The organism is Comamonas testosteroni (assembly GCF_000761245.1).
Taxonomy (GTDB): Bacteria; Pseudomonadota; Gammaproteobacteria; order Burkholderiales; family Burkholderiaceae_C; genus Comamonas; species Comamonas testosteroni_C.
Map to the genome: position 1 here is coordinate 265304 of NZ_AWOR01000046.1, position 24636 is coordinate 289939.

A 24636-nucleotide genomic window follows, 5' to 3' on the forward strand; every position below is an offset into this window, starting at 1 on the left:
TTGAGCCGCCCCTCGCAACATGGCTGCTCTTGACTCTGTCTTCCGATTGGCTGTCACAGCACATGACGGCGCAATGCCTGCACCGGAGATGCCAATAACGCACGTTGTCTGCCTAGCTGGCTGCAGTCCGGACACACTTGCTAGAAAGCAGGATTCAATTCCAGCAGCAAGTTCGAGGAGCCGGGAGTCACCGAGAACGACTGGCTGTAGATATCTCCAGCTCGTGGCATGGCTTGGCCGTCCAGCGACACTCGCGCCTGCAAACGTAGCTCTGGAAATGACGACAGCGAAACTGCAGGATCAAGCAGGTTCTCCGGTCCCAGCGTGAAATGTGCCGGCAGGGAGGTTGCAGGCAGGCGCAGCACTGCCACAGGCCGGGGGTGACCGTCGGCGCGAGCCACGACAAAGACCTGAGCCTTGGTCAACCGGTCTGGTTCAGATGGATTGGCCTTGGAGGCTGCCCATCGCAATTCTCCGCTCAGGCGGCTTTTGGAGGCAGCCGCAGTCTTGGCAGTGATGCTCGAGCTGTCTTCAGAGGCCAAAGCCTCCAGCTTGAGCAGATCATCTTGCACTCGCAGCGCCATGTCCGATCCTGGCTCCAGCTGGCGTAGCAGGGCTTGCCAGTTCTTTTGTGCCTCATCCAGCTTGCCGTGGCGCACGGCGGCACTCCCTGCAAGGGCCAGAGCCTTGGGTTGATCGGGCCGCAACATCAGTGCCTGCTTTATGGCCTTGCCGGCCTCGCCATCCAGATCACCGCCCTGCGCCGATGCCAGCGCGTCGGCCAGATCGGCCCATAACCTCGCCTGGACTTCCTCATCCATCGCGCTACGCCGCGCCTCTTGCAAAGCCCGTCGGTATGCCTGGGCCGCAGCGTCAAATAGCTCCAGAGTTTCATAGGAGCGGGCCAGCATCACCCAGCCGGGCAGGTTCTGGGGTTGCTCCTCAAGACGCCGGGCCAGCCCATCCACCATGGCCTGCACCTGTGTATCGCCCACGCCGTCTCCGTGCGCGTCGGGTTGCTCCTGCGCCAGCTGCGCCGCAGCCTTGGGGTCACCCACCTGCAGGTACAAAGCGAACGCGGCGACAGGAAGCAGCACCGCCAACAACAGCGCGCTGCCACGGCGCAGCCATGGACTTTGGCGCCAGGCAACCGATGCTCTGGGTCTGTCCAGCTCTCTGAGCAGGCGCCGCTGCAGTTCTTCGACCGCTTGCACATGGTCGGTCTCGCTCATGCGCCCGCCTGAGCGCTCCAGCTTCAACTCGGCCAACTGGGCCTGGTAGAGGCGGCGCAGCGCTTCATCAGGATCGCTGGCGGGCAATGGGGCCTCGGCCAGCAGAGGTGGCAGAAGCACGACCAGGCTCAGCAGCATCAGGGCGATGGCACCCAGCCACAACCAGTGCATGGCGCTCATTGGCGTTCCTCCTTCGAGGTCGTGTCCAGCCATTGACGTGCACGGTCACGTTGCTGCGGCGTGAGTGGCTCGTGCGACGTGCTCCTTTGGCGCAGTGTGCGCCGCAGCAGGACAAAGCCGCCCAGCACGGCAAGGAATGGGCTGCTCCACAGCAACCAGGTCGATGGCTTCCAGGGCGGGTTGTAGCGCACAAAGGAGCCATAGCGCTGTTCGAAGAAGTTGATCACCTGCTCATTGCTATGGCCCTGCTCGAGCTGGCTGCGGATCTCGCGGCGCATGTCCTCGGCCATGGGGGCACGCGATTCGGCCACCGTCTGGTTTTGGCAGACGACACAGCGAAGCTGAGCGGCCAGCGCCATTTCACGATCCAGCAGTTCCTGGTCCCGAGCGGTCTGCCCGGCCTGGGCCAGCATTGCCATGCAGGCCAGCAAGGCCGCTGTGCAGGCTGCGCCGGTGCTTCGCGGTTTCATTGGAGACTCCTGATGACCGGCAGCAGCCGATCGCGCCATATTTCTGCGGTTACCGGGCCCACATGGCGATAGCGCACGCGGCCCTGGCCGTCGATGACAAAGGTTTCCGGCACTCCCTGGATGCCGAAGTCCATGCCCACGCGGCCATCGCCGTCGATGGCTGAAGCTCGGTAGGGGTTGCCCGCCACTCGCAGCAGCGCGCGAGCCTTGTCCGGCTGATCCTTGTAGTTCAGGCCGTAGACCGCGACCGCGTCGCGCTTCGATAGTTCGGCCAATACGGGTAGCTCCTGTCGGCAGGGTGCGCACCATGAGGCCCAGACATTGAGCAACCATGCCCGGCCTCGCAGGTCCTGCAGATGGAGGATTTGCTGCTGGTCTTCGAGCAGAGGGCGGTCTATGGCCGGTGCGGGCTGTTCCAGCAGCGCCGAAGGCAGGGCCCTTGGGTCACGCTGCAGGCCAAGCCCGAGCATGATGGCCAAGCCTAAAAATACTGCCAGGGGCAGGACAAAGCGCATCAGGCAGCTCCTTGCAGGGCCGGAGCGCCGGACTGGCGGTGCGCTCGCTGTTTGGCCGTACGAAAGCGCCGGTCCATAAGGCTCAGGCCCGCGCCCAGCGCCATCATCAGTGTGCCTATCCAGACCCAGTCCATGAAAGGCTTGACCTGTAGGCGCACGCTCCAACGCAGGCCTTGATCGTCCAGTGGATCGCCCAGGGCCACGAAAACGTCGCGTGTCCAGCCGCTGTCAATGGCGGCCTGGCTCAGCGCCATGCCCTGGGCGCGGTAAACCCGCTTCTCGGGAAACATGCTCCAGCTGTCCAGCCCCGCTCGGCTGACGGTGAATTGGGCACGCTGCGCGTCATAGTTGGGACCGGCGGCTGGACCAAGGCTGTCGAAGCGGAAGCGGTAGCCTCCCACCTCGGCAGTCTCACCCTGCGCCAGCGTGGTTTCGTGCCGGCTCTCCAGCCCGTCGGCAAGGCTTACCGCCAGCACGAACACGCCCGCACCGGCATGGGCCATCAGCATGCCCCACCAGCCCCAGGGCTGGCGCGACAGGCGCTGACCCAGATGGCCGATTTCCAGGCCTTGCCCCAGGCGCTGCCAGATATGGGCCAGTGTGCTGAGCAGGCACCACAGGCCCAGGGCCAGGCCCAGCAAGGTGGCAGGGGAAAGGCGCACACCCATCCAGCCGCCTGCCAGTGCCAGCACCGCCGCGCAGGCAAGGCTCAGCACGAGGGCCGCGCGAAGGCGCCGCCACAGCTCGCCAACCAGGCTGCTCTTCCAGCGCGCCACCGTGCCCACGCCCATCAGGGCCAGTGCCGGCAGTACCAAAGGCAAAAAGACGGCCTGGAAGTACGGCGGCCCAACGGAGATCTTCTCACCGCTCAGCACATCGAGCGCCAGCGGGTACAGCGTGCCTATGAGCACCGCCAGCGCTGCAGCGGTGAAGAGCACGTTGTTGATCAGCAAAAAGGTTTCGCGCGAGAGCATGGCAAATTCCCCGGAGCCGCGGCCCAGCTCCGGTGCGCGCCAGGCGAACAGCCACAGCGATGCTCCCACCACAGCCACGATGAAGCACAGGATGAAGAGCCCCCGCCCTGGGTCCACGGCAAAGGCATGAATCGAGGTAAGCACGCCTGAGCGCACGAGAAAGGTACCCAGCAGGCTCAGTGAAAATGCGCAGATGGCCAGCAGGGCGGACCAGCTGCGGAAGGCGCCGCGCTGGTCGGTCACGATCAGCGAATGCAGCAGGGCCGTACCCACCAGCCAGGGCATGAAAGAGGCGTTTTCCACCGGGTCCCAGAACCACCAGCCGCCCCAGCCCAGCACGTAGTAAGCCCAGGCGCTGCCCAGCAGAATGCCCAGCGTGAGAAAGCCCCAGGCTGCCAGTGTCCAGGAGCGCGACCAGCGCGCCCAGGCAGCACCCAGCTCGCCCGAGATCAGTGCCGCCAGCGCGAACGCAAAAGGCACGGCAAAGCCCACATAGCCCATGTACAGCAGCGGAGGATGCAGAACCATGCCGGGATCCTGCAGCAAGGGGTTGAGGTCCTTGCCTTCCGCCGCCGCCGGGATCAGGCGCGCAAACGGGTTGGAGAGAAACAGCAGGAACAGCAGCAGGCCCACACTGATCCAGCCCAGCACCGCGAGCACGCGCGCCACGAAGGCCGGCGGCAGGTCTCGGCTGCGCCAGGCCACTGCCAGGGTCCAGCCCGAGAGCATGAGCTGCCACAGCAGCATGGAGCCTTCATGACCGCCCCAGAACGCTGCCAGCTTGTAGGCCATGGGCAGGTCGCTATGCGAATTGGCCGCCACATACAGCACCGAGAAGTCTCCGCGCCAGAAGCACCAGAACAGGCTGGCCGAAGACAGCACGCACAACGCGCAGAGCAAAAAGGCTGCGGGCCGGGCCAGCCTTACCCAGCCCGCCAGTCCCCAGTGGGCACCGGCCAGCGGCAGCACCGCCAGCAGCACTGCCGTAACCAGGGCCAGTACGAGGGAGAACACGCCAAGTTCAGCGATCATGTGCGGCCTCCTCTGGAGACGGCAGCGGCACCGGCGCTGTCCTGACCGGCGTCCCTGACGGTGGCGTCATCGGCAGACTTTTCCGGCGACTTGCCGGCGGCGTTTTTCAATGCATGGGCCGCTTCAGGCGGCATGTAGTTCTCGTCGTGCTTGGCCAGCACCTCGGAGGCCTGGAAGGCTCCGTCCGCCTGCATACGGCCCGATACCACCACACCTTTGCCTTCGCGGAACAGGTCGGGCAGCAATCCTCGATACTGCACAGGCACACTGCGCACTTCATCGGTCACGGCAAAGCGCAGCAATATTCCGTCGCCGCTGCGCTGCAGTGAGCCAGGCTCCACCAGGCCTCCCAGGCGAAAGGCCGCACCATGCGGAACCTCGCCCGCATGAACCTGGCTGGGGCTGTAGAAGAACATCACATTGGAGTTGAGCGCTCGCAGCACCAGCGTGACGGCTGCGGCCACCAGCGCAAGTCCTGCCAACACCCACAGCAGGCGACGCTGGCGCGGCTTCATGAGCTCTCCCTGGTTGAGAGTCCGGACGCGGCTTCAGCCTTCAGGCGACGGCTGCGCACATAGATGCTGACCAGCTCGATACCCAGCGCCATCGCGCTCACACCGTAGGCCAGAGCAATGAAAAAAGCATGATCCTGCATTACAGACTCTCCTCGCGGGCTCGCTCCAGAATCAGGCAACGTGCCCGCACCAGAGCGACGGCCAGCGTATAGGCCCAGCAGGCCAGCGCCATCAGCAGCATGCCGGCCAGCATGGTGTGCGTCATGCTGGGAGCTGTATCCATGCGGATGCTTGCGCCCTGGTGCAAGGTGCTCCACCACTGAACCGAGAAATAGATGATGGGAACATTGACCACGCCGGCCAGCAGCACGATGGCGCCAGCGCCATCGGCCCGACGCGAATCCTCGATGGCAGAGACCATGGCCATATAACCCAGATACAGGAACAGCAGGATCAGCTCCGACGTCAGCCGGGCATCCCACACCCACCAGGCTCCCCAGGTCGGCTTGCCCCAGGCAGCCCCGGTCCACAAGGCGATGGCCGTGAACAACGCCCCCGTGGGTGCCAGGGCCCTTGCCAGCAAGGGGGAAAGACGGGTGCCGTAAATCAACCCCAGGGCAGCATGGAGCGCTGCCACCAGATAGATGAACATGGACATCCAGGCGGCCGGCACATGCAAAAAGATGATGCGGTAGACCTCGCCCTGTTGGTGATCCGTAGGTGCCAGTCCAAATCCGACCCATAGACCCGCAGCAGCCAGCACGGCAGCCAGCACAGCCATCCAGGGCCAGACTCGGCCTGCCCAGTGGAAAAAAACCGGGGGCGAAGTCAGTTGGCGCCATTTGCGGCCGCTGGACCCTGCTGCAGGCGTCGGTGATGCATTGGAAGTAAGGGAATTCATATCACTCCAGTGCGAGGCGCAAGGCCGCTGCTATAGCCCAGGGGCCGGCCAGTAACGCCAGGCACAGGCATGCCCCCAGCAGATTGAGAGCAGGCGCTGCACTCAGCCCTTGCTGTGCCTGGGCCACGGCATGGCTGCCAAAGATCAGGATGGGTACGCTCAGCGGCAGCACCACCAGAGCCAGCAGCAACTGCCCCCGCACACCCAGTGTCAGTGCTGCGCCCAGAGCCGCCAGCAGGCACAGGCTGGGCGTTCCCAGGGCCAGCGATGCCAGCAGAATACCGATCACCGTCCCATCCAGGCCGTACTGCCAGCCCAGCAAGGGAGCCACCAGCAACAATGGCAACACGCCCAGCAACCAGTGCGTGGCCACCTTGAGGCCCACCAACAGCGAAAGGGGCGCAGGCGCCAGCAACCACTGCTCCAGCGACCCGTCGGCCATGTCGCTCTCGAACAAACGGTACTGCCCCAGCAGCACGGCCAGCAAGGCCGCGACCCACACAATGCCCGGCGCAATCTGCCTCAGCAGGGGCGCGTCCGGCCCCAAAGCCAACGGGAAAAGACTGCCCACCAGCACGAAAAAGAACAGCCCGCCCAAGGCATCGGAAGGCCTTCGAGCGGCCAATTTCAACTCTCTTGCGCACACAGCTCTCAGCAAACAGCCACCTGCTCATTCATTGCCGTCGTGACCACGGAGCAGGATAAGTCCAGCACTGACACCCGGGGCATCGGCAGCACCAGGCGGCGGTGCGAAGCCACCACGGCCATTCCTCCTGAGGCCAGGTGCTGCTCCAGTGCCTCGACCAGATATTGTTCGCCCTGGGCATCTAGACAGTTATCGGGTTCGTCCAGCAACCAAAACGCACGCTCGCCCAGCAAAACACGGGCCAGCCCCAATCGCCGACGCTGTCCCTGGGACAGTCGGCCAAAAGGCCGTGCGACGACTCCCGTCAACGACAAGGCCTGCAAAACGGCTTGCACGCGTGCTTCATTCCAGCTCACAGCCATCAGATCCAGCGCAAAGCGCAGATTCTCCATCCCTGTCAAGGCGTCGCTCATTCCTGCCTGATGTCCCATATAGGCCAGTTGCCGCTGGTAGGCTGGATCCTGAGGGGGCAGCGTAGCTCCGCACCACTGGAGGCTTCCAGTACGCCATGGCAGAAGGCCGGCCAGACAACGCAGCAGGCTGCTCTTGCCCGCGCCGTTATGACCTTTAAGCATCAGCAGCTGACCGCCACCGAGTTCCAAGCCCAGATCGCGCAGCACCACCCGGCCACCGCGTACACAACCCAGGCCGGATATGCAAAGAAATCTGGAAGCAGCCGTGCCCAAGCCATTCACCCCGCTACTGCACCGACGCAACCGAAGCCTCAGCTGGCCCCGGCACTTTTTGACCTGGCGTGTCGCTGGGTCCCTGTCCGGGAGGAATGTGAGGCAGCTTATGGGCAATGCCCTTGTGGCAGTCGATACAAGTTTTTTCCTTGCTGTCCAAATAGGTGCTGTGCATGTTCTGTGCACGCAAACTCTGCCGTGTCATATCCATGGAGTCGTAGTTATGGCAGTTGCGACACTCCAGCGAATCGTTGGCCTTGAAGCGAGCCCACTCGTGCTGCGCCAACTCCAGTCGCTTGGCTTCGAACTTTTCAGGCGTGTCGATCGTTCCGAAGATCTTGCCCCACACTTCCTTGGAGGCCTGCATCTTGCGAGCGATCTTGTCGGTCCAGTCGTGCGGCACATGGCAGTTGGAGCATACGGCGCGTACGCCCGAGCGGTTGGTGTAGTGGATCGTGCTCTTGAGCTCGGCAAACACGTTGTCCCGCATCTCATGACAACCCGTGCAGAATTTCTCCGTATTGGTCAGCTCCATGGCGGTATTGAATGCGCCCCAGAAGAGAATGCCGCCGATAAAGCCGCCGATGGTCAGAAAGCCCAGACTGAAATGTACGCTGGGGCGGCGGATCACCGCCCAGTAGCGCTTGAGAAGTGTCAACATAGATGAACCTCGTGTGCCGCAGCGTCAGTTTTTCTTGGATGCCTTGCCCGACTGGGACTGCAGGGCCTTCAGAATCACGGTATCCACGTCTTCGAAGGTGTTGCTGACCAGAGGGCGGACGGCATCCTGGGCCACATGGCATTGCTGGCAGAAGTAGCGTCGCGTGGATACCTGCCCCAGCATGCGCCCGTCGCGATCCATATAGTGCGTGACCGATACCGGCACGGCCTGTGAGATCTCGGCCTTGGTTCGCGAGTGGCAGTCCATGCATTTGTTGAAGTTCTTGTCTACCTGATAGCCGTCCACGCGATGGGGAATCGTGGGAGGTTGCCAGGTGTAGTTGCGCGTGCGGCGCACGTCATCGTTGACGGCATTGCCAAGCACTGGTGGCTTGGTCGCCTGCATGATGGGCGTGGGGCCGCGCGCAGAGTCATAAAAGGTCTCCGCGATAGCGGCTGGCGTCCAGGCCATACCTATATTGAGCATAAGCAGCATGCCCACAAGACGGACGAATTTGCGGAAGAAGTTCATGGTCAACCTCTCTTTCGTCAAACCTTGGTGACCTTCACAGCGCACTTCTTGAAGTCCGTCTGCAACGAAATCGGGTCGGTCGCATCCAGCGTCACCTTGTTGATCAGCTGGCTGGCGTCGAACCATGGGACATAGACCAATCCGCGCGGTGGCTTGTTACGGCCGCGGGTCTCGACGCGCGTGCGCATGGAGCCACGTCGCGAGGACAGCTCCACTTCGCTGCCGCGGCGCACGCCCAGCGCCTTGGCATCGTCAGGATGCATGTAGCACAGTGCGTTAGGCACGGCACGATGCAGCTCGGGTACGCGCCGGGTCATGGATCCCGAGTGCCAGTGCTCAAGCACTCTGCCCGTGGAAAGCCAGAACGGATAGTCCTTGTCCGGAGCCTCCGCCGGTGGTTCATAGGGCAGGGCAAAGATGTTGGCCTTGCCGTCGATATTTCCGTAGAACTGGTAGCCCGTACCGGCCTTCACATAGGGGTCCGAGCCTTCGCGGTAGCGCCAGAGGGTTTCCTTGCCGTTGACCACGGGCCAGCGCATGCCGCGCACCTTGTGGTACTGGTCGAACGGTGCCAGATCGTGGCCATGGCCACGGCCGAATGAGGCGTACTCCTCGAACAGACCTTTTTGCGGATAGAAGCCAAAGGCCTTGGCTTCCTCGTTTTCATAGGCGGGATCCATATCGGCCAAGGGAAACTTGTCCACGTTTCCGTTGCGGTACAGCACCTCGAACAGGGTCTTGCCGCGCAACTGCGGCTTCTTGGCCAGCAGTTCCTCGGGCCAGACCTCCTCGACCTTGAAACGCTTGGAAAACTCCATCAATTGCCACAGGTCGGAGCGCGCCTCATCAGGAGCCTTGACCAACTGGTGCCAAAAGTGGGTGCGGCGCTCTGCATTGCCGTAGGCGCCTTCCTTCTCGACCCACATGGCCGACGGCAAGATCAGATCGGCGGCCACGGCCGTAACTGTGGGATAGACATCGGAGACCACCACGAAATTGTCAGGATTGCGGTAGCCCGGGTAGCCTTCCTGGGCTAGGTTGGCGCCCGCCTGGATATTGTTGTTGACCATCACCCAGTAGGCATTGAGCCTGCCGTCCTTGAGCGCACGGTTTTGTTCCACGGCGTGGTAGCCGGGCTTGGGGGGAATCGTGCCTTCGGGCAGCTTCCAGATGGTTTCAGCAGTCTTGCGATGCTCTGGGTTCGTCACCACCATGTCCGCTGGCAGGCGGTGCGAGAAAGTGCCCACCTCACGCGCCGTTCCGCAGGCCGAAGGCTGTCCCGTCAGTGAGAAGGGGCTGTTGCCGGGTGTGGCGATCTTGCCCAGCAGCAAGTGAATGTTGTAGACCATGTTGTTGGCCCAGACACCGCGTGTGTGCTGGTTGAAACCCATGGTCCAGAACGACACCACCTTGCTGTTGGGGTCTGCATAGAGTTCTGCAAGGGCCTTGAGGCGGTTGGCCGGTACACCCGTGAGCTTGGTTGTGTACTCGAGCGTATAGGTGGATACGAACTTGGCGTATTCCTCATAGTCTATGGACTTGGCACCGTTGGGATCCTTGGCGTTCTTGGCCGCCTTCTGCAGAGGATGCTCGGGACGCAGCCCGTAGCCGATATCGGTGTTGCCAAGCTTGAAATTGCAGTGCTTGGAGACAAAGTCCTTGTTGACCCTGCCAGTGGTGATGATGTGGTTGGCGATGTAGTTGAGTATGGCCAGGTCGGTCTGAGGCTTGAAGGTCAGAGACATGTCCGCCAACTCATACGAGCGGTGCTCGAAGGTGGACAGCACGGCCACCTTCACGCCTGGTGTGGACAGGCGCCTGTCGGTCACGCGCGTCCACAGCACCGGATGCATTTCAGCCATGTTCGAGCCCCATAGCACAAAGGCAGTCGCGGCCTCGATGTCGTCATAGCAACCCATGGGCTCGTCCATGCCAAAGGTGCGCATGAAGCCGGCAACTGCCGAGGCCATGCAGTGCCGTGCATTGGGATCAATGTTGTTGGTACGAAAGCCTGCCTTGAACAGCTTGGAGGCGGCATAGCCCTCCCATACCGTCCACTGGCCGGAGCCGAACATGCCCACCGCGTCGGCCCCCTTGGCCTTGAGCGTCTTTTTGAACTGCTCTGCCATGACGTCGAAGGCCGTATCCCAGGAAACCTGCTGGAACTCGCCATCCTTGGCATAGCGACCATTCTTCATGCGCAGCAACGGCTTTGTCAGACGGTCACCGCCATACATGATCTTGGACAGGAAGTAACCCTTGACGCAGTTCAGACCGCGGTTGACCTCGGCCTCAGGGTCACCCTGAGTGGCCACAACGCGGTTGTCCTTGACGGCCACCATGACGCCGCAGCCAGTGCCGCAGAAGCGGCACGGAGCCTTGGACCACTTCAGATCGGCCGCCATGGCTCCCGCATCCTGGGACAGAGCTTCTATGGGTATGCCTGCAACGGCCCCTGCAGCTGCGGCCGCGGATTGACGGACAAAATCACGCCTAGTGCTAGTCATGTGTTACCTCTTGGTTCAGTGACTGCCAGTTCTCAACATGCTGGTAAACCAGGGAGGCGTTGATCACGCCATCCAGTTGCTCGATCTGAGATACGCAATCCAGTATTTCTCTTGCATGCGCCGCTTCCAGGGTCACCACCAGCTTGCCGGCTGGGTGACTTCCGTGTACCTGGGCGCCCTTGATCGTGACAATCCCTGCAGCTACTGGCGCCAGTGCTTGAGGCAGCACATGCACAACCAGACTGGTGATATGCAAGTCGGTATGAGTTTCGACGGGCTCAGATTCTTCATGCATGTGGGGGGCCACCGATGATCATCTGATAAAACCAGATCGCAAAGCCGTAAGTAGCAATCAGTACAACGGCCAATATAGGTGCCATAACAACTGCGAGAAATGCGAAGCTGCGCAACTCCTCGGTACGAGTCGATTCAGGCTGAGGTTCTGTCATTAGCAATCCCCTTTGGCTTGGATGATTCGGCATCCATGATTTGGCGATAGAGATCCGACAACGAACTTTGCCACGAGATTACCTACAAAATTGACTTGCAACAAGGCTCTTCTCGATTCGTTGCTTTGCATCAATTGCTTCATCAAGATTTCATTGAATCAATTGACATTCAAGTAAATGCCTCGGGCGTTGACTAAATAGCCATCGGAATCAAGCGCGGCTTGGATCAGCCCTCTGCAAACTTGATTCGCACCTCAATCTCGCACTGATCCGTTGAAGTTGGGAAGTGACATCTGGCCTGAAACCGATAGCCACCGCCTGCCGTTTGCTTGAAAACCGTCACTGGATCACCTGACCGCTATAGAGAGGTAGTCGAGGTATCGTGCGGCCGTAATCAATGATGGCAATCAGTGGAAGAAAGCCAGGCCTGCACAAGAAATTGCTGCAGATCGTGGACTCCGTGGCTTAATGCAACGCAGTCTCGCCCAGGCAGGGAACGATAACGAGGCTCATGCGAGCTCAACCTGGATTCGTGCAGCTCAAAGCATCACCGTACTGAGCACGATGTGCGTCGAACCAAAAAGCGCTCCACAAAAGCGCTTTATAGGAGCAAAAGGATGCAGAAGCAGAGCTCTGCTCCTGCTTAAACCTACATTGAACTGCCCCTAGGCATGTCTACCTGCTAAGAGAAAGTCCAATAGCAGTCTTAATGTCACTTATAAGCTGCTCGTAATAGGTTGCGATGTGATGCGACAACCACTGCTCAGAGGCTCAATCATCTCCAGCAGCCGCTTGTAGCCCGTGCGCTGCACCCTCCACTGACCGGCGACCCTGGTATAGCAGTCCTCGTACAGCGCACTGCCGGTGAGTATGGTCTGCTCATCCAGATTGATGAACAGGTCATTGAGATACCAGATGCCGGTGGCCATGTCACCGCTGACCTTGATTTCCGGTGTATGCCCGTTGTGCATGCCAAAGCGCCGATGGGTGAAGGCATTGCGGTAGAAGTTCATGGCTTCATCGATGCCATTGATCTCATACTGGTATGTCGGGCTGTCGAAACGGATATGGACATCATCGGCCAGAACGGTTTTCAAAAGCTCCAGATTGCAAGTGTCAATGCCGCGAAAGTAGCGCGCCTTGAGCTGTTTGATTTCTTCAATATCCAGGAGAGTTTGCATGCTGTTCTCCTCTGGAGTTTAGTGAGGCAGGTAATGGCCGCCACTGACGTCCAGTTGGGCACCGGTCACCACGCGCGCATAGTCGCTGGCCAGATACAGCGCGGCAGAGGCGCAATCGGCATCGTCGGGAATCTCGTTGCGCAAGGGAATCTGCTGGGCAATCACATCGACCAACGATTCCATGGGCACGCCCTGGCGCTTGGCTTCCGCCTGGAAATAGCCTTTGACTGGTGCGCCCCACATCCAGCCGTTGTAGGTGCTGTTGACGCGGATGCCGAAGGGGCCAAGGTCTTCTGCCAGATATTGCACAGCGGTCTTGAGCGCGCCTTTGGATACGGCGTAACCGGCTTCGAGCTGATTGGGGCGGCGCGTTGCCATGGTGTTGATCATCACAATGCTGCCGTCTTTTTGCTTTTTCATCTGCGGCACCACGGCCTGGGTCATGTTCATGGAGCCGTAGAGATTGACTTCCATGACCTTGCGCCAGTCATCCATGGAGGAGTTGCTCGAAGAGCCCCAGCTCCCGTGGGCATAGGCCGAGTTGATCAGCGCATCGATGCGGCCGAACTTGGCAACGGTCAGCTCTGCAAGCCGCTGGCACTGCCCGGGCTGCGAGATATCGGTGGACACTTTGAGCGTCTCGCAGGAGTGGCCGGCATCGCGAATCGCTTGCTCTGCCTCATCGAGCATGGACTGTGTGCGGGCTGCCAGCACCACGGCCTTGGCCTGGTATTCCGCCGCACGCAGGGCGAGCTTGATGCCCATGCCGGGGCCGATGCCAGAGATGATGATGACTTTGTCTTTCAGAAGCATATGGGTCTCCTTGGATTTTTTAGGTTAGGTGTTCTTCAGAATGCAGCCCGGGTGCGGGCAAAGTGCAGCTCTTCCGCGCGGTGCTTGACATCCTCGGCGACCTGGTCAAAGGCGATCTTTACCCAAGCCCCATGCTCGCGCATGATGGTGTCGGCGTTCAGTCCCAGGAACTGGTCTGTCGTGTAGTAGGTGCAGCGGTTGGCGTCAATGGCTTCGATGTACTGATCGCGGCGCGCAGCGTCCTTGTTCTCGGGCACCGGACGTTGCTCCCAGGACAGCAGTTGTTCGGGCTCAAACGCGACCAGGTATTCATTGACCGGCCAGATCTCGCCGGTCAGGGGGTGGCGGGTCTTCATCTCGACCAGATCGTAGAGCTGCAGGCTGCAGCGAATGTCAGGGCAGAAGCGGTTCCAGAGACGGTAGTTCTCCAGATCGGCCAGCACTTCCCAGACCACGCTGGCGGGCGCATTAATTTCGACCTTGATGGAAGTGACGAGGTTGGCAGCTTTGGTCATTGGAGTGCTCGCTTCAGTTGATGGGCTTGGAGGTGATCTGCAACTGCTCGCTCAGCGGCTCCATGGTTTCAAGCAAAGTCTTGTAGCCCGTCTCTTCAATCCACCAGCGGCCATCGCGCCTGACATAACGGTCTTCATAGATCGCACCGCCATGCATATGCGTTTTCTCTTCGAGGTTGATGAAGACGTAGTTCAGATACCAGAGCGCGGTAGCTTCCTCTCCCTTGACCTCGATCTCCGGCGTGTGGCCGTTGTGCATGGCCAGGCGGGTCTTGGTAAAGGAGGTTTTGTAGAAGTCCAGCGCCTTGTCCAGGCCTTCCAGATGGAATTCGTAAGCCGGGCTTTTGAAGGCCAGTTTGATGTCTGGCGTCAGCATGCCCTGCAGCAATTCCAGATTGCAGGTGTCGATGGCGCGAAAGTAGCGCGCCTTGAGTTGCTTGATCAACTCAATGGCTTCCAGGTCCAACATGTGTTTTGTCTCCGGTGGTGGGTCAGTCTCAAGCGCTGACTTGATAGAAACTGGTGAGAATGCAATCGAGGCTGCTGAAATCCATGATGGGAGTCACAGATTCGGACATGTATTTCTGCCGCTGGCGCAGCAGGTCTTCATCTCCTTGCGTGTCATAGAAGCCGTGAGCACTGCCAATCGCGATATCGGGAAACTGCTCCTCGACGATGGCGTGGACTTCCGGGGCGTCCTTGGTCAAGCGTCGCACGACCAGGTTTTGCCGGTATCCGAAGATGGACTGCAGCGGGTAGGCATTGCTGCCATGGCCTTCACGCCAGTGAACCATCCATTCTTCAAAGTTCATGCCGACCGGCTTTCTGAACAGCGCCACCTGGCACATGCCAGGTGTGCGCTTGCCTAGCGGCACTTCAGCATCAAAACGCGCAATGCGTGCCTTGCGTTCTTCGGGGTAAGGCTCGGACTCGCAGACCAGGTAGGCATGCAGGCTTGCCACCTGCTGCGCGATCAGCGCCTGCACCGGGCCCAGCATGGATGCACTGTCCAGCCACAGACTGATCATTCCATCGAGAGGATGTTTGCTGAAAGTGATGCGCTGGCTTGCGGCCTTATCCATGGCGCCATCGACAACCATCACACGAATTCGCGAGGCACCACAGGCTTGCAAGGAACTTTGCAAATCCATCAGCGACTGGCACCAACTTTCTGCCGAATGCTGTGCGGGGCGCCACAGGCTGAACATGATTTTTTCCATGAAAGCACCTCTTAGCTTTGGGTTGGCAGATGCCGGGATCGGTACAGCGCATAGTCGCGTTGCATCTGCTGCTCGCTCAGGCCAAAGGTCTCCAGACTGTAGTCATGACCCGCACGCTTTTCCCGGCCGTTGCCAGACAGCCATTGCTGCGCATCGGTGCGGGCTTTCTCGGTGAAGGGCATCTGGGCGAACTGATAGACAGCCTCCAGCACCTCCATGGGCTTGGCCACGGTGTCCGAGAAGTGGATATCCAGAAAGCGCCGGCTGTCCTGCTGCTCGCGCACTTGCATGGTGTGGTGAATACCGCGCGCCATGCGGCTGTTCCACTGGCGGCCTGCAGAGCTTGGGTCAGGCTGGTCGCTGTAGATCTGCCACAGCGTATGCGCCATGCTGGCCATGGAGGGGATGGTCTGCGCTGGCTCGCGATGAGTCAGAATGACCTGAGCCAGGGGAAAGACGGACAGCAGAATTTCCAGCGTGTGCAGATGCTGCGGGGCTTTGAGCAGCCAGCGCTGGCCCTGCGCCTCGCCGCGCTGGCTCTTTTGCCATTGCAGAAACTGCAGCATCTTCTTGAGCTGCGTATAGACGGGGCGCTGATCCTGCTGATCGAGCCAGGCGGTGTAGCTGGGCACATCGGCGTAAGCGTCCATGGCGCAGAGAAAGGAATGCTCCATGAGCATGAATTCCTCGTCGCACAGCGTGGCGCTCATGGGGTGGATGGACAGAATCTGGGGAATCGCCTCAATCGTTTGAGCGACCTCTGCCTTGGCCATGGCCATGCGTTTTTCACAGTCCTGCGGGCCTTCACCGGTCAGTGGTGCCGGGTAGCGGGTCTCCCACCAGGCAGCAGAGTAAAAGCGCGGGTCTACGGCCAGTGTTCGCTGCAGCATGGTGGTGCCGGTGCGCGGCAGGCCCACGATAACCAACGGATCTTCGATCTCGATCTTCGAGATTTCTGGGAAGCGCCGGAGATAGTCCTCCATGAGCAGGCGATTGACCAACTGACCCACGAGCCGCTCGCGCATCATGGCATTGCCAGTTGCCGACAGCTTGGCTTCGGTGTTCAAGGCTCGCGTCAGAACTTCCAGTGCTTGCTGGTAGTTGTCGTTGCCAAAATCATTGAGGCCTGGTGTACGTTCACGTGCAGCTTGCAGCAGTTCTTCGACGTGCAGAGTTTGGGGTGTCACAGGGGCATTCATACAGTCTCCAGCAACTGGTCTATCGGGATAACTTTGGTGGTGGGGTGGCACTGCTCCTTGGCGCCAACCCAGCGCAGGCACATGGTTCCCTGGCGTAGACCGGCTGTCTGCAGCCAGTTGGCAATGCCGGGGTCCTTTTCACTCAGCACCAGAGTGACGCCGCCGCTCTCGTCGTACTGCGCTTGATGCTTGTTGATGCAGATCTGGTGGTAGCGGTAGTCCAAAGACTCCAGCCAGTAGTTATTGATCTGCAGATTCCAGAACGAGCATTCCGGCACCTTGTCGATATGAATGACCAGGGCTTGGTCCTCGCTCAGTTCCCAATGCGAGTGGTAGTAGAAAATATTGGGATCACCGCCCACGGACTGGCAGTAGTCCTGATCGGCTGGCGGCAACTGATTGCTATGGGGTTGATAGCTTTGTGCCCAATCAGCAAAAAGCTTTGCGGTGTTTTCAACAAAGGATGTCACGCGCTGCAGCGACTGCGCCAGCACCAAGGGGTCCAGCGGGCCGGGGGTGTCCGTGGTGCCAATGCGCTCGATGGCGAGCTTGGCGGGCACTTCGATCTTGCGGTCCATGAAGGTTTGGCGCACCAGCAAGGACACCGAGGCATCTTCCATGGGCAGCCAGTTGCCCGGCTGCGGGTCACGGCTGACGATGAGTTCGAAGTCGCCGTTCTCATCAGTCTTGAGCTGTGTGGCGTCGATAAACCCGGTGACGACCATGCGGCCATCGGTTTCATAGCCGCCTTTTTGCGTGCAAAAGCTCAGGTACGAAACTGTGCCTCGGTTGCCATGAATGCGGTATTGCATGGAACCGTTGAGGCGCGAGTATTCGTAGATGTTGTCCGGATTGTCCGCGCCAATCTTGGCGGTTTCGTGCGAGGTCTTGAAGAAGCTGGGAAACGCCGGGTCGGCGAATTCCACATGCATCTCCAGCGCGATGCGCAGCAGTCGGGTCAGATAGCGATAGCCTTCTGCCCGCGTTGCGGGGTCGGCAGGGGTTTCGGGACGCAGAATCTGCTGGCCGCAGCGTTTGAGGTGATCGCAGAACTGCGACCAGGTTTCGCCGCTGAGCAGTTGTTCATTAATGGTTTGGGTATCCATGATCTGGCTTTCTTTGTGTGCCGCGCATTGCCAGGTGGTGGTCGTGTGCGGTGGGTGAAAGAAGAAAGAGGGGCGTTGCAAAGGCTGGCAACGCCACAGTTCATCCAGTTGCTTTAGTCTTCCGCTGCGATGATTTCGCGGGCCACCAGTTCGGCGATGATCTTGTCCACCGCCTCTTGCGCAGTCATCTCGGGGGTGGATATATGAATGTCCGGAGACTCCGGCACTTCAAACGGAGAGTCGATCCCCGTGAAGTTCTTCAGCTCGCCACGGCGCACTTTCTTGTAGAGACCCTTGGGGTCACGCTCTTCGGCAACGGAAAGAGGTGTGTCGATGAATACTTCGAGGAACTCGCCATCTCTCACCAGCTTGCGCGCCATTTCGCGTTCTGCCTGGAATGGCGAGATGAAGGCGGTGATGGCAATCAGCCCGGCGTCCACAAACAGCTTGCCCACTTCAGCGACGCGGCGAATGTTCTCCACGCGGTCTGCATCGGTGAAGCCAAGGTCGCGATTGAGGCCGTGGCGCACGTTGTCGCCGTCGAGCAGATAGGTATGCCGGCCACGTGCATGCAGACGGGTTTCGAGCAGATTGGCAATGGTGGATTTGCCAGCGCCCGACAGACCGGTAAACCATAGCAAGGCCGGTTTTTGATGCAGGCGTTCGGAACGCGCTTCCTGGTTCACATTCATATGCTGCATATGAATGTTCTGCGAGCGACGCAGCGAGTAGTCGATCAGACCCGCGCCCACCGTGGCATTGCTCAGGCGATCGATCAGGATGAAGCTGCCTGTTTCGCGATTGTCCTTATAGGCATCGAAAGCGATAGGCTGGCTGCTGGACAGATTGCAGACGCCGATTTCATTGAGTGCCAGTTCCTTGGCGGCCAGATGCTCCAGCGTGTTGACATTGATCTTGTATTTGGGGGCGGCGAAGGTGACGGGAATCGTCTTGCCGCCGATCTTCATCAGATAGGGACGACCGCCGAGCATGGGCTGCTCATGCATCCAGATGAGCGTGACCTGGAACTGATCGGCCACATCGGAAGGTGCATCCGCAACCGCAATCACATCTCCCCGGCTGCAGTCCACCTCGTCGGCCAGCGTCAGGGTAACGGACTGGCCAGCAACCGCCTGCTGCAGATCTCCATCCTGGGTAACGATGCGCGCAACCTTGGTCACGCGCCCGCTAGGCAGGATGCGGACGCTGTCTCCGGGGTGAATCTGGCCGCTGGCAATGCAGCCCGCAAAGCCGCGGAAGTCGAGGTTGGGGCGATTGACCCATTGCACAGGCATGCGAAACGGCAGTTTTTGCTGGCGCGCTTCGTCGATCTCCACCGTCTCCAGATAGCCCATGAGCGTGGTGCCGCGGTACCAGGGCATGTGCTCGCTCTGCTCGGTGATGTTGTCACCACGCAAGGCCGACATGGGGATGGCCGTGATGTCTTCCAGATTGATTTTCTTGGCGAACTCGCGGTAGTCGGCCACGATGTCGTTGAAGATTTTTTCGGAGTAGCCCATCAAGTCCATCTTGTTGACGGCCAGCACGATTTTGCGGATGCCGATCAGCGATGCCAGATAGCTATGGCGCTTGGATTGCGTCAGCACACCGCGGCGCGCATCGATCATCACCACGGCCACATCGGCGGTGGAAGCACCAGTGACCATATTGCGGGTGTACTGCTCATGGCCGGGCGTGTCGGCCACGATGAACTTACGCTGGTCGGTAGAGAAGAAGCGGTAGGCCACATCGATGGTGATGCCTTGCTCGCGCTCTGCGGCCAGACCATCGACGAGCAGCGCGAAGTCCAGCTCGCCGCCTTGCGTGCCGACTTTCTTGGAGTCCGCGACCAGTGCCTCCATCTGGTCCTCAAACAGCATCTTGGATTCGTACAGCAAGCGTCCGATCAGTGTGCTCTTGCCGTCATCCACGCTGCCGCAGGTGATGAAGCGCAGCAGGCTTTTTTGCTCGTGTGCCTTCAGGTATTTCTCGATATCTTCAGAGATGAGTGCAGATACATGTGACATCAGAAATACCCCTCTTGCTTCTTCTTTTCCATGGATGCGGCCGAGTCGTGGTCGATCATCCGGCCCTGTCGTTCCGAAGTACGGGTCAGCAGCATTTCCTGAATGATCTTGGGCAAGCTGTTGGCGTCGGATTCGACGGCCCCCGTCAGGGGGTAGCAGCCCAGGGTGCGAAAGCGAACATTTCGCATCATGGGAACTTCGCCACTCTTGAGCGGCATGCGCTCGTCATCGACCATCAGCAGCGTGCCGTCGCGCTCCACCACAGGGCGCGGGGCCGAGAAGTACAGCGGGACGATTGGAATGTTTTCCAGATAGATGTATTGCCAGATATCCAGCTCGGTCCAGTTGGACAGCGGAAACACGCGGATCGACTCGCCCTTGTTCTTGCGTGTGTTGTACAGATGCCAGAGTTCCGGGCGCTGGTTTTTGGGATCCCAGCGATGCTGGTCCGAGCGGAAGGAAAAGATGCGTTCCTTGGCGCGAGACTTCTCTTCATCGCGGCGCGCGCCACCAAAGGCGGCGTCGAAGCCATACTTGTCGAGAGCTTGCTTCAGGCCCTCGGTCTTCATGACGTCGGTATGAATTTGCGAACCATGCTTGAACGGGCTGATGCCCATTTCAAGACCTTCGGGGTTGATGTGGACCAGCAGGTCCATGCCCAGCTTGGCTGCCATCTGGTCACGAAAGCGGTACATGTCCTGAAACTTCCAGGTCGTGTCCACATGCAGCAAGGGGAAGGGCGGCTTGGCGGGGTAGAACGCCTTCATCGCCAGGTGCAGCATGACCGCACTGTCCTTGCCGATGGAGTAGAGCATGACGGGGTTTTCTGCCTCGGCAACAACCTCGCGCATGGCCTGAATGCTTTCGGCTTCCAGCCTTTGCAAATGAGTCAGCACCACAGATTTCTCCTTGGTTTTTTGTTTTGGGTGCTGCCAACTGTAGGAGTCCGTTAAATCAAATCTTTGCGCGAATTGATGTTTTAGAAGTTGCTGCGTCATGCTCGTCATAGCATCCAGCTTCGGTGACGTTGGGGTTCTGGCATTGGTGTTCTTCGGCACCAGCGATACGTCTTGCGCAGTCTTCAAGATGCTGCTGGCCAATTCGTTCGACTGGATGAGCATCTCTGTGGCAGCAGGCAGATGAAACAGGCGAAGCCGGTCGTGGCTGTCGCTGGCAAGCGATGAAAAAGTGGCCGCGCGCTGCCACTGCATGGCGGCAAGCAGGGCAAAGATCTTGCCCTCACTGGAGCACCTGAGGCGATCAAAGAAATCTTCCAGATGCGCGGCGCACAGGCTGCCTTCATACGGTTGCCAATACACCTTGCCGCGGTTGTTGACAGCACGCAAGATGCCATGCCTCAGGCGTCCGGGGCAGTTGTTATGGGCACCAAAATCATCGATCCAGACAATGCTGGCGCTCTCTTTTCGGGCCTGCTCGCAAATATCCAGATAAGTAGTGGCATACCAGCGCTGCACATTGCTGGATGCCTGCTTCATGCGCTTGGCAGGGCGGTCGGCATTCAGGTTCCAGCGCTGCAGGTACTGGGCGTTGGTGCGCTCGGGCAAGTCAAGCTGCTGGCGCTGCAAGATCAGCTGCTGCATGGCTTCTAGCTGCCACAGCAAAAAAGGCAGGCCATGGTCGGCGGGCTGGGTGCTGACCAGTTGCACATAGATGTCCTGCTCCTGTATGGCCGACAAGGAGCGGCCTTCGCCAGGTTTGCGGCCTCGCTCGCGCACAGGGACGGCGTTCCATCCCCCTTCCTGCCAGGCTTTGTGGGCGGCAATGATGGTTGGTGTGGACAGGCCCGTCGCCTTACCGACTTCTTTGAGTGTTTTGCCTTCAAGCCGCAGTTTCACGGCTTGAATTCGCAGTGGATTGATTTCCTGGACACTGAGTTTCTTACCAACAGCCATGCTCATTCCTGTTAAACATTCACTCGCTTATTTGCGAAGATCCGGACGCATTTACTGTCGGTCTGTCCTCTGATCGGCGCATAGGCCAAACGGACCACATGAATAACAAAACAGGAGATTTTTGTGACTCAGACTCGAAGTGCACTGCTTGAAGACGTAATGGCCATCACCCGCGAAGCGGGTGCTTTAATCATGAAGATCTATCGCTGCGACTTTGAGGTACGCGGCAAGCAGGATGCATCGCCCGTGACAGAAGCCGACGAAAAGGCCGAGCGCCTGATTCTTGAGCGCCTGGGTGCCTTGCAGTCGCAATTTCCCATCGTTTCCGAGGAAGCCGCTGCCGCGGGATATGTACCTGAGATGGGGCAGTGCTTCTGGCTGGTGGATCCTCTTGATGGCACCAAGGAATTCATCAACCGCAATGGCGAGTTCACAGTCAATATCGCGCTGATCGAAAATGGAGACCCTGTGCTGGGCGTCGTTTTCGCTCCAGCGCTGGATCGCATGTACTCTGGAGCCATAGGACTTGGCGCATGGCTGGAGATGCAGGGAAAGCGCCAAGCCATTGAATGCAGAAGCATCCCGGAGGATGGCCTTGATGTGGTGGCCAGTCGTTCGCACGGCGATGCTGATGCGCTTGATCAGTTTCTCAATGGGCGCTTGGTGCGCTCACTCAAAAGTGCGGGCTCATCGCTCAAGATTTGTCTGATTGCACAGGGAGAGGCTGACCTCTATCCACGCTTGGGGCGAACCATGGAGTGGGATATCGCTGCGGGTCATGCGGTGCTGGCCGCTGCAGGCGGCCAGATTCATGCGCTCAATGGAGATGTTCTGAGCTACGGCAAGCGAGATTTGAGTAATCCTCATTTCTATGCATGCTCGTCAGATTACCGCTGATTTAAAGCTTTCGCACAGCATTGCCTCCCGCCCTGAATGCCCTGAGTGCGGGCACTCACCACCTCTGTGTTTGACGATAGATGAACTTTGCCGTGACGCTAATTCGAGCTTGCCTGCTTTGCGGGCTGCTGATGAGTGCAGCCTGTGCCGACAAGGCTGCGTCTCGCCAACCCGTCAAAATCGTTGTCGGATTCGAAGCCGGCGGTGCTATGGATACCTTGGCGCGCGCGTTCGCAACCCAGCTCTCGGCGCGATTGCAGCGTTCAGTCTATGTGGAAAACAGAGTGGGGGCAGGTGGAGCCATCGCCGCGAACTATGTTGCGAAATCCAGGCCCGATGGGAATACGTTGCTCTTGGCGTCGCCTGCCGAAATTTTCATCAATCCCATTTACACCAGAAGTCGGGACTCGGGCGAGGTCGCTGACATGGTGCCGGTCGCCAAAATTTCCTCTGCTCCTATTGTTCTTGCCACGCGTGGCGACTCCGCAATACATCAACTGGGTGATATCGCAACCGCAGCACAAAAAAATGCCCGTGGCTTGAGTTTCGCATCCTCGGGAATTGGCAGCTTGCAGCATCTGGTGGGCGAGAGCTTGGGCAAAGCCCTGGGTGTGGAGCTATTGCATGTTCCATACGGGGGAGCCGCTTCTGCAACTGCAAGCCTGATGGGCAAACAAGTGGATTTACTCTTTGCGGGGCTTGCTCCCATAGCCTCCCATCTTCAAAGCCAAAAGATGCACGCATTGGGGATTGCATCGGCTCAAAGGTCGAAGCGTTTTTCCGATATCCCCACGTTTCAGGAGAAGGGACTCCAAGGCGTCAGCTTCGAATACTGGCAAGGTATCTTCCTTCCCAAGGGAGCAACATCCGAACTGGCTCTGTATCTATCCACCGAGATCAACAAGGTGATCAAAGACACAGATTTTGTGGATCAACTAGAAAATTCAGGTTTTGAAGTTGCGTACAAGGACTACAAACAATTCGGACCATTTTTGATGGCCGAAGATCAGCGCTACCGAAGTTTCTTTAGGAAAAGCGGCTTTTTATATTGATCTCATGAATCTGTTTGGAGCTCGGATTTAGCTAGATCATTTGATGTAGAAATCGCCGCGCAGGATCTGCTCTTGCTTGGCTTGAACGGCAGCATGGGGTCTGCAGTGCATGTTCCTGAGCTGTGATAGAGGACTTCAGCCAAATATAGTCGGGTTGGAACTGACATTCATTGTCGCCTGTTTGCCAGAAACCTGGCGTTGACCGGTAGCTCGCGAGGCGGGCGTGAGCAGCAACTATCGTTGTCAAGCTACCGCAGGGGGATTTCCATCCTTTGAAGAATATCCGGTGATGGGACATGGGACTTAAACGTATAGATGACGAGAAGTCACTGATTGAGAAATACACCAGAAGAAGCCGTGGTCAGGGTCTCATCTGCCCGCGGGCTGTTTCGGACAAGCCATTGCGCTGCACATGCTGGACCAGAAAATCAAGAAATATCCGGGTCTTGAGAGGCAGGTGTGTGCGGTGTGGGTAATAGGCATAAAAGCCCGGGAAGCTGGCCCAATAGGGTTTCAGTACTTCAACCAACTGGCCTGTGTTGAATGCGTCGGTCATGGATTCGCGCCAGCCGGTAATCACGCCGATACCATCCAGGGCCGCGCGCATGGCCGTGTCGCTATGGTTGACTGTCAGTGGCCCGCTCACGGAGCGCTCGCTCAGTTTGCCGTCGATATTGAATTCCCACTTGTAGACTGCACCGCTGCTGCTCATGCGGTAGTTGATGCATAGGTGCTGCTCCAGCTCATCGGGGTGCTCGGGTGTGCCGTGCGTTCTGAGGTAAGCAGGCGATGCACCGAAACACATGGTCAGATCCTGTGTGAGTGGCACGGCAACCATATCGCCCTCCAGCGACTCTCCATTGCGTATGCCGACGTCAAATCCTTCTCGCACGATGTCCACAAAGCCGTCGTCATAGACCAGCTCGACGTGAATGTGCGGATGCAGTGCAAAGAACTCGGCCAGCATGGGCTCGACGAGCACCTGGCCAGCAGGATGGGAGATGGTGAGGCGCAGCGTGCCGCCTTCGACGCCAGCTTGGAGCTGAAGATCCTCGGTCGCTTCGCGCAGGTCGGCGAGAGCAGGGGAAATGCGCTCCAGATAGATTCTTCCGGCTTCTGTCAGGTTGAGGCTGCGCGTTGTTCGATCGAACAGGCGTACATCCAGACGGGTTTCTAGTTTCTTGATCGTCTGGGACAGTGCGGCCGGTGTGACCCCGATGGCGTGGGCGGCGTAGGTCAGACTGCGATGCTGAGCTACCTGCTCAAAGGCAGCCAGATAGGCGAGTATTTCGGGCTTCATGCCTTCTATTTTTAAGTAAAAGTTAATAACTTAAATAGATTGCTTGGCTTTTTCTTTTGCATTGCCTGGCGCACACTGCCTCTGCTTCGCGCGATGCATGTGCTCGTGCGGCGG

At 59.1% G+C, this 24636-nt stretch carries 26 protein-coding genes; 2 read left to right on the forward strand and 24 right to left on the reverse strand.

The annotated features are described in order from the left end of the window. Positions 1–140: 140 nt before the first annotated feature. The 23 genes from ccmI to cysD all read right to left on the reverse strand — a co-directional run bounded on the left by ccmI (position 141) and on the right by cysD (position 21279). Positions 141–1412 carry a c-type cytochrome biogenesis protein CcmI gene (ccmI, locus tag P353_RS12545; RefSeq protein ID WP_034369671.1) on the reverse strand — a complete coding sequence of 424 codons (1272 nt, stop codon included), beginning with the start codon at positions 1410–1412 and terminating at the stop codon, positions 141–143. Continuing rightward, positions 1409–1882 carry a cytochrome c-type biogenesis protein gene (locus P353_RS12550; protein WP_034369673.1) on the reverse strand — a complete coding sequence of 158 codons (474 nt, stop codon included), beginning with the start codon at positions 1880–1882 and terminating at the stop codon, positions 1409–1411. Before P353_RS12550 ends, ccmI begins: the two co-directional genes overlap by 4 nt. Beyond that, entirely contained in the window at positions 1879–2397 is a 519-nt protein-coding gene (locus tag P353_RS12555) for a DsbE family thiol:disulfide interchange protein (protein WP_034369676.1), read from the reverse strand. The genes P353_RS12550 and P353_RS12555 overlap by 4 nt, the downstream gene beginning before the upstream one ends. Further along, positions 2397–4403, reverse strand: a complete 2007-nt coding sequence (locus P353_RS12560) for a heme lyase CcmF/NrfE family subunit (protein WP_034369677.1) — start codon at positions 4401–4403, stop codon at positions 2397–2399. The genes P353_RS12555 and P353_RS12560 overlap by 1 nt, the downstream gene beginning before the upstream one ends. Continuing rightward, complete coding sequence (gene ccmE / locus P353_RS12565; RefSeq protein ID WP_034369679.1) at positions 4400–4918, reverse strand: cytochrome c maturation protein CcmE; 519 nt, start codon at positions 4916–4918, stop codon at positions 4400–4402. The genes P353_RS12560 and ccmE overlap by 4 nt, the downstream gene beginning before the upstream one ends. Then, entirely contained in the window at positions 4915–5058 is a 144-nt protein-coding gene (gene ccmD, locus P353_RS12570; RefSeq protein WP_034369681.1) for a heme exporter protein CcmD, read from the reverse strand. The genes ccmE and ccmD overlap by 4 nt, the downstream gene beginning before the upstream one ends. After that, the gene (gene ccmC, locus P353_RS12575) at positions 5058–5819 is read right to left on the reverse strand and encodes a heme ABC transporter permease CcmC (protein ID WP_198529064.1); all 762 of its coding nucleotides are present in this window, start codon (positions 5817–5819) and stop codon (positions 5058–5060) included. The genes ccmD and ccmC overlap by 1 nt, the downstream gene beginning before the upstream one ends. Position 5820: 1 nt before the next feature. After that, a complete protein-coding gene (gene ccmB, locus P353_RS12580) occupies positions 5821–6417 on the reverse strand; it encodes a heme exporter protein CcmB (RefSeq protein ID WP_230847653.1) in 597 nt (198 codons plus the stop codon). A gap of 53 nt (positions 6418–6470) precedes the next feature. Then, the gene (gene ccmA, locus P353_RS12585; protein WP_269799959.1) at positions 6471–7160 is read right to left on the reverse strand and encodes a heme ABC exporter ATP-binding protein CcmA; all 690 of its coding nucleotides are present in this window, start codon (positions 7158–7160) and stop codon (positions 6471–6473) included. Between the two features lie 4 nt (positions 7161–7164). Next, entirely contained in the window at positions 7165–7812 is a 648-nt protein-coding gene (locus P353_RS12590; RefSeq protein ID WP_034369687.1) for a cytochrome c3 family protein, read from the reverse strand. 24 nt (positions 7813–7836) lie between these two features. Further along, a complete protein-coding gene (locus tag P353_RS12595) occupies positions 7837–8343 on the reverse strand; it encodes a nitrate reductase cytochrome c-type subunit (protein ID WP_034369689.1) in 507 nt (168 codons plus the stop codon). 17 nt (positions 8344–8360) lie between these two features. Beyond that, positions 8361–10850, reverse strand: a complete 2490-nt coding sequence (gene napA, locus P353_RS12600) for a periplasmic nitrate reductase subunit alpha (protein WP_034369691.1) — start codon at positions 10848–10850, stop codon at positions 8361–8363. Next, positions 10843–11145: a chaperone NapD gene (locus P353_RS12605; protein WP_232776456.1), complete on the reverse strand. Its 303-nt coding sequence runs from the start codon at positions 11143–11145 to the stop codon at positions 10843–10845. The genes napA and P353_RS12605 overlap by 8 nt, the downstream gene beginning before the upstream one ends. After that, the gene (gene napE, locus P353_RS28100) at positions 11138–11299 is read right to left on the reverse strand and encodes a periplasmic nitrate reductase, NapE protein (RefSeq protein ID WP_080750524.1); all 162 of its coding nucleotides are present in this window, start codon (positions 11297–11299) and stop codon (positions 11138–11140) included. The genes P353_RS12605 and napE overlap by 8 nt, the downstream gene beginning before the upstream one ends. 716 nt (positions 11300–12015) lie before the next feature. Further along, positions 12016–12480 carry a nuclear transport factor 2 family protein gene (locus P353_RS12610; RefSeq protein ID WP_034369693.1) on the reverse strand — a complete coding sequence of 155 codons (465 nt, stop codon included), beginning with the start codon at positions 12478–12480 and terminating at the stop codon, positions 12016–12018. Between the two features lie 18 nt (positions 12481–12498). Next, positions 12499–13293 (reverse strand): SDR family oxidoreductase, encoded by a 795-nt coding sequence (locus P353_RS12615; RefSeq protein ID WP_034369695.1) that lies wholly within the window; start codon positions 13291–13293, stop codon positions 12499–12501. Between the two features lie 35 nt (positions 13294–13328). Beyond that, positions 13329–13808, reverse strand: a complete 480-nt coding sequence (locus P353_RS12620) for an SRPBCC domain-containing protein (RefSeq protein ID WP_034369697.1) — start codon at positions 13806–13808, stop codon at positions 13329–13331. Positions 13809–13821: 13 nt separating this feature from the next. Beyond that, a complete protein-coding gene (locus tag P353_RS12625; protein ID WP_034369699.1) occupies positions 13822–14277 on the reverse strand; it encodes a nuclear transport factor 2 family protein in 456 nt (151 codons plus the stop codon). 28 nt (positions 14278–14305) lie between these two features. Continuing rightward, a complete protein-coding gene (locus P353_RS12630) occupies positions 14306–15028 on the reverse strand; it encodes a hypothetical protein (protein WP_034369701.1) in 723 nt (240 codons plus the stop codon). A gap of 11 nt (positions 15029–15039) precedes the next feature. Beyond that, positions 15040–16227, reverse strand: a complete 1188-nt coding sequence (locus P353_RS12635; protein WP_034369703.1) for a sulfotransferase family protein — start codon at positions 16225–16227, stop codon at positions 15040–15042. Beyond that, on the reverse strand, positions 16224–17333 hold the full coding sequence (locus tag P353_RS12640; protein ID WP_034369999.1) for a DUF1214 domain-containing protein: 1110 nt from the start codon (positions 17331–17333) through the stop codon (positions 16224–16226). Before P353_RS12640 ends, P353_RS12635 begins: the two co-directional genes overlap by 4 nt. Before the next feature lie 113 nt (positions 17334–17446). Further along, positions 17447–19360, reverse strand: coding sequence for a sulfate adenylyltransferase subunit CysN (cysN, locus tag P353_RS12645; RefSeq protein WP_034369705.1), 1914 nt, complete (start codon positions 19358–19360; stop codon positions 17447–17449). Then, on the reverse strand, positions 19360–21279 hold the full coding sequence (cysD, locus tag P353_RS30260) for a sulfate adenylyltransferase subunit CysD (RefSeq protein WP_420093383.1): 1920 nt from the start codon (positions 21277–21279) through the stop codon (positions 19360–19362). Before cysD ends, cysN begins: the two co-directional genes overlap by 1 nt. Positions 21280–21396: 117 nt before the next feature. Here cysD and cysQ point away from each other — a divergent pair, with 117 nt between their 5' ends. Both cysQ and P353_RS12660 read left to right on the forward strand, forming a co-directional pair. Further along, complete coding sequence (gene cysQ, locus P353_RS12655; protein ID WP_034369707.1) at positions 21397–22170, forward strand: 3'(2'),5'-bisphosphate nucleotidase CysQ; 774 nt, start codon at positions 21397–21399, stop codon at positions 22168–22170. Between the two features lie 80 nt (positions 22171–22250). After that, positions 22251–23222, forward strand: a complete 972-nt coding sequence (locus P353_RS12660) for a Bug family tripartite tricarboxylate transporter substrate binding protein (protein ID WP_034369710.1) — start codon at positions 22251–22253, stop codon at positions 23220–23222. Positions 23223–23583: 361 nt separating this feature from the next. Here P353_RS12660 and P353_RS12665 read toward each other — a convergent pair whose 3' ends face one another. Further along, positions 23584–24522 (reverse strand): LysR family transcriptional regulator, encoded by a 939-nt coding sequence (locus P353_RS12665; RefSeq protein ID WP_034369712.1) that lies wholly within the window; start codon positions 24520–24522, stop codon positions 23584–23586. Positions 24523–24636: the final 114 nt, after the last annotated feature.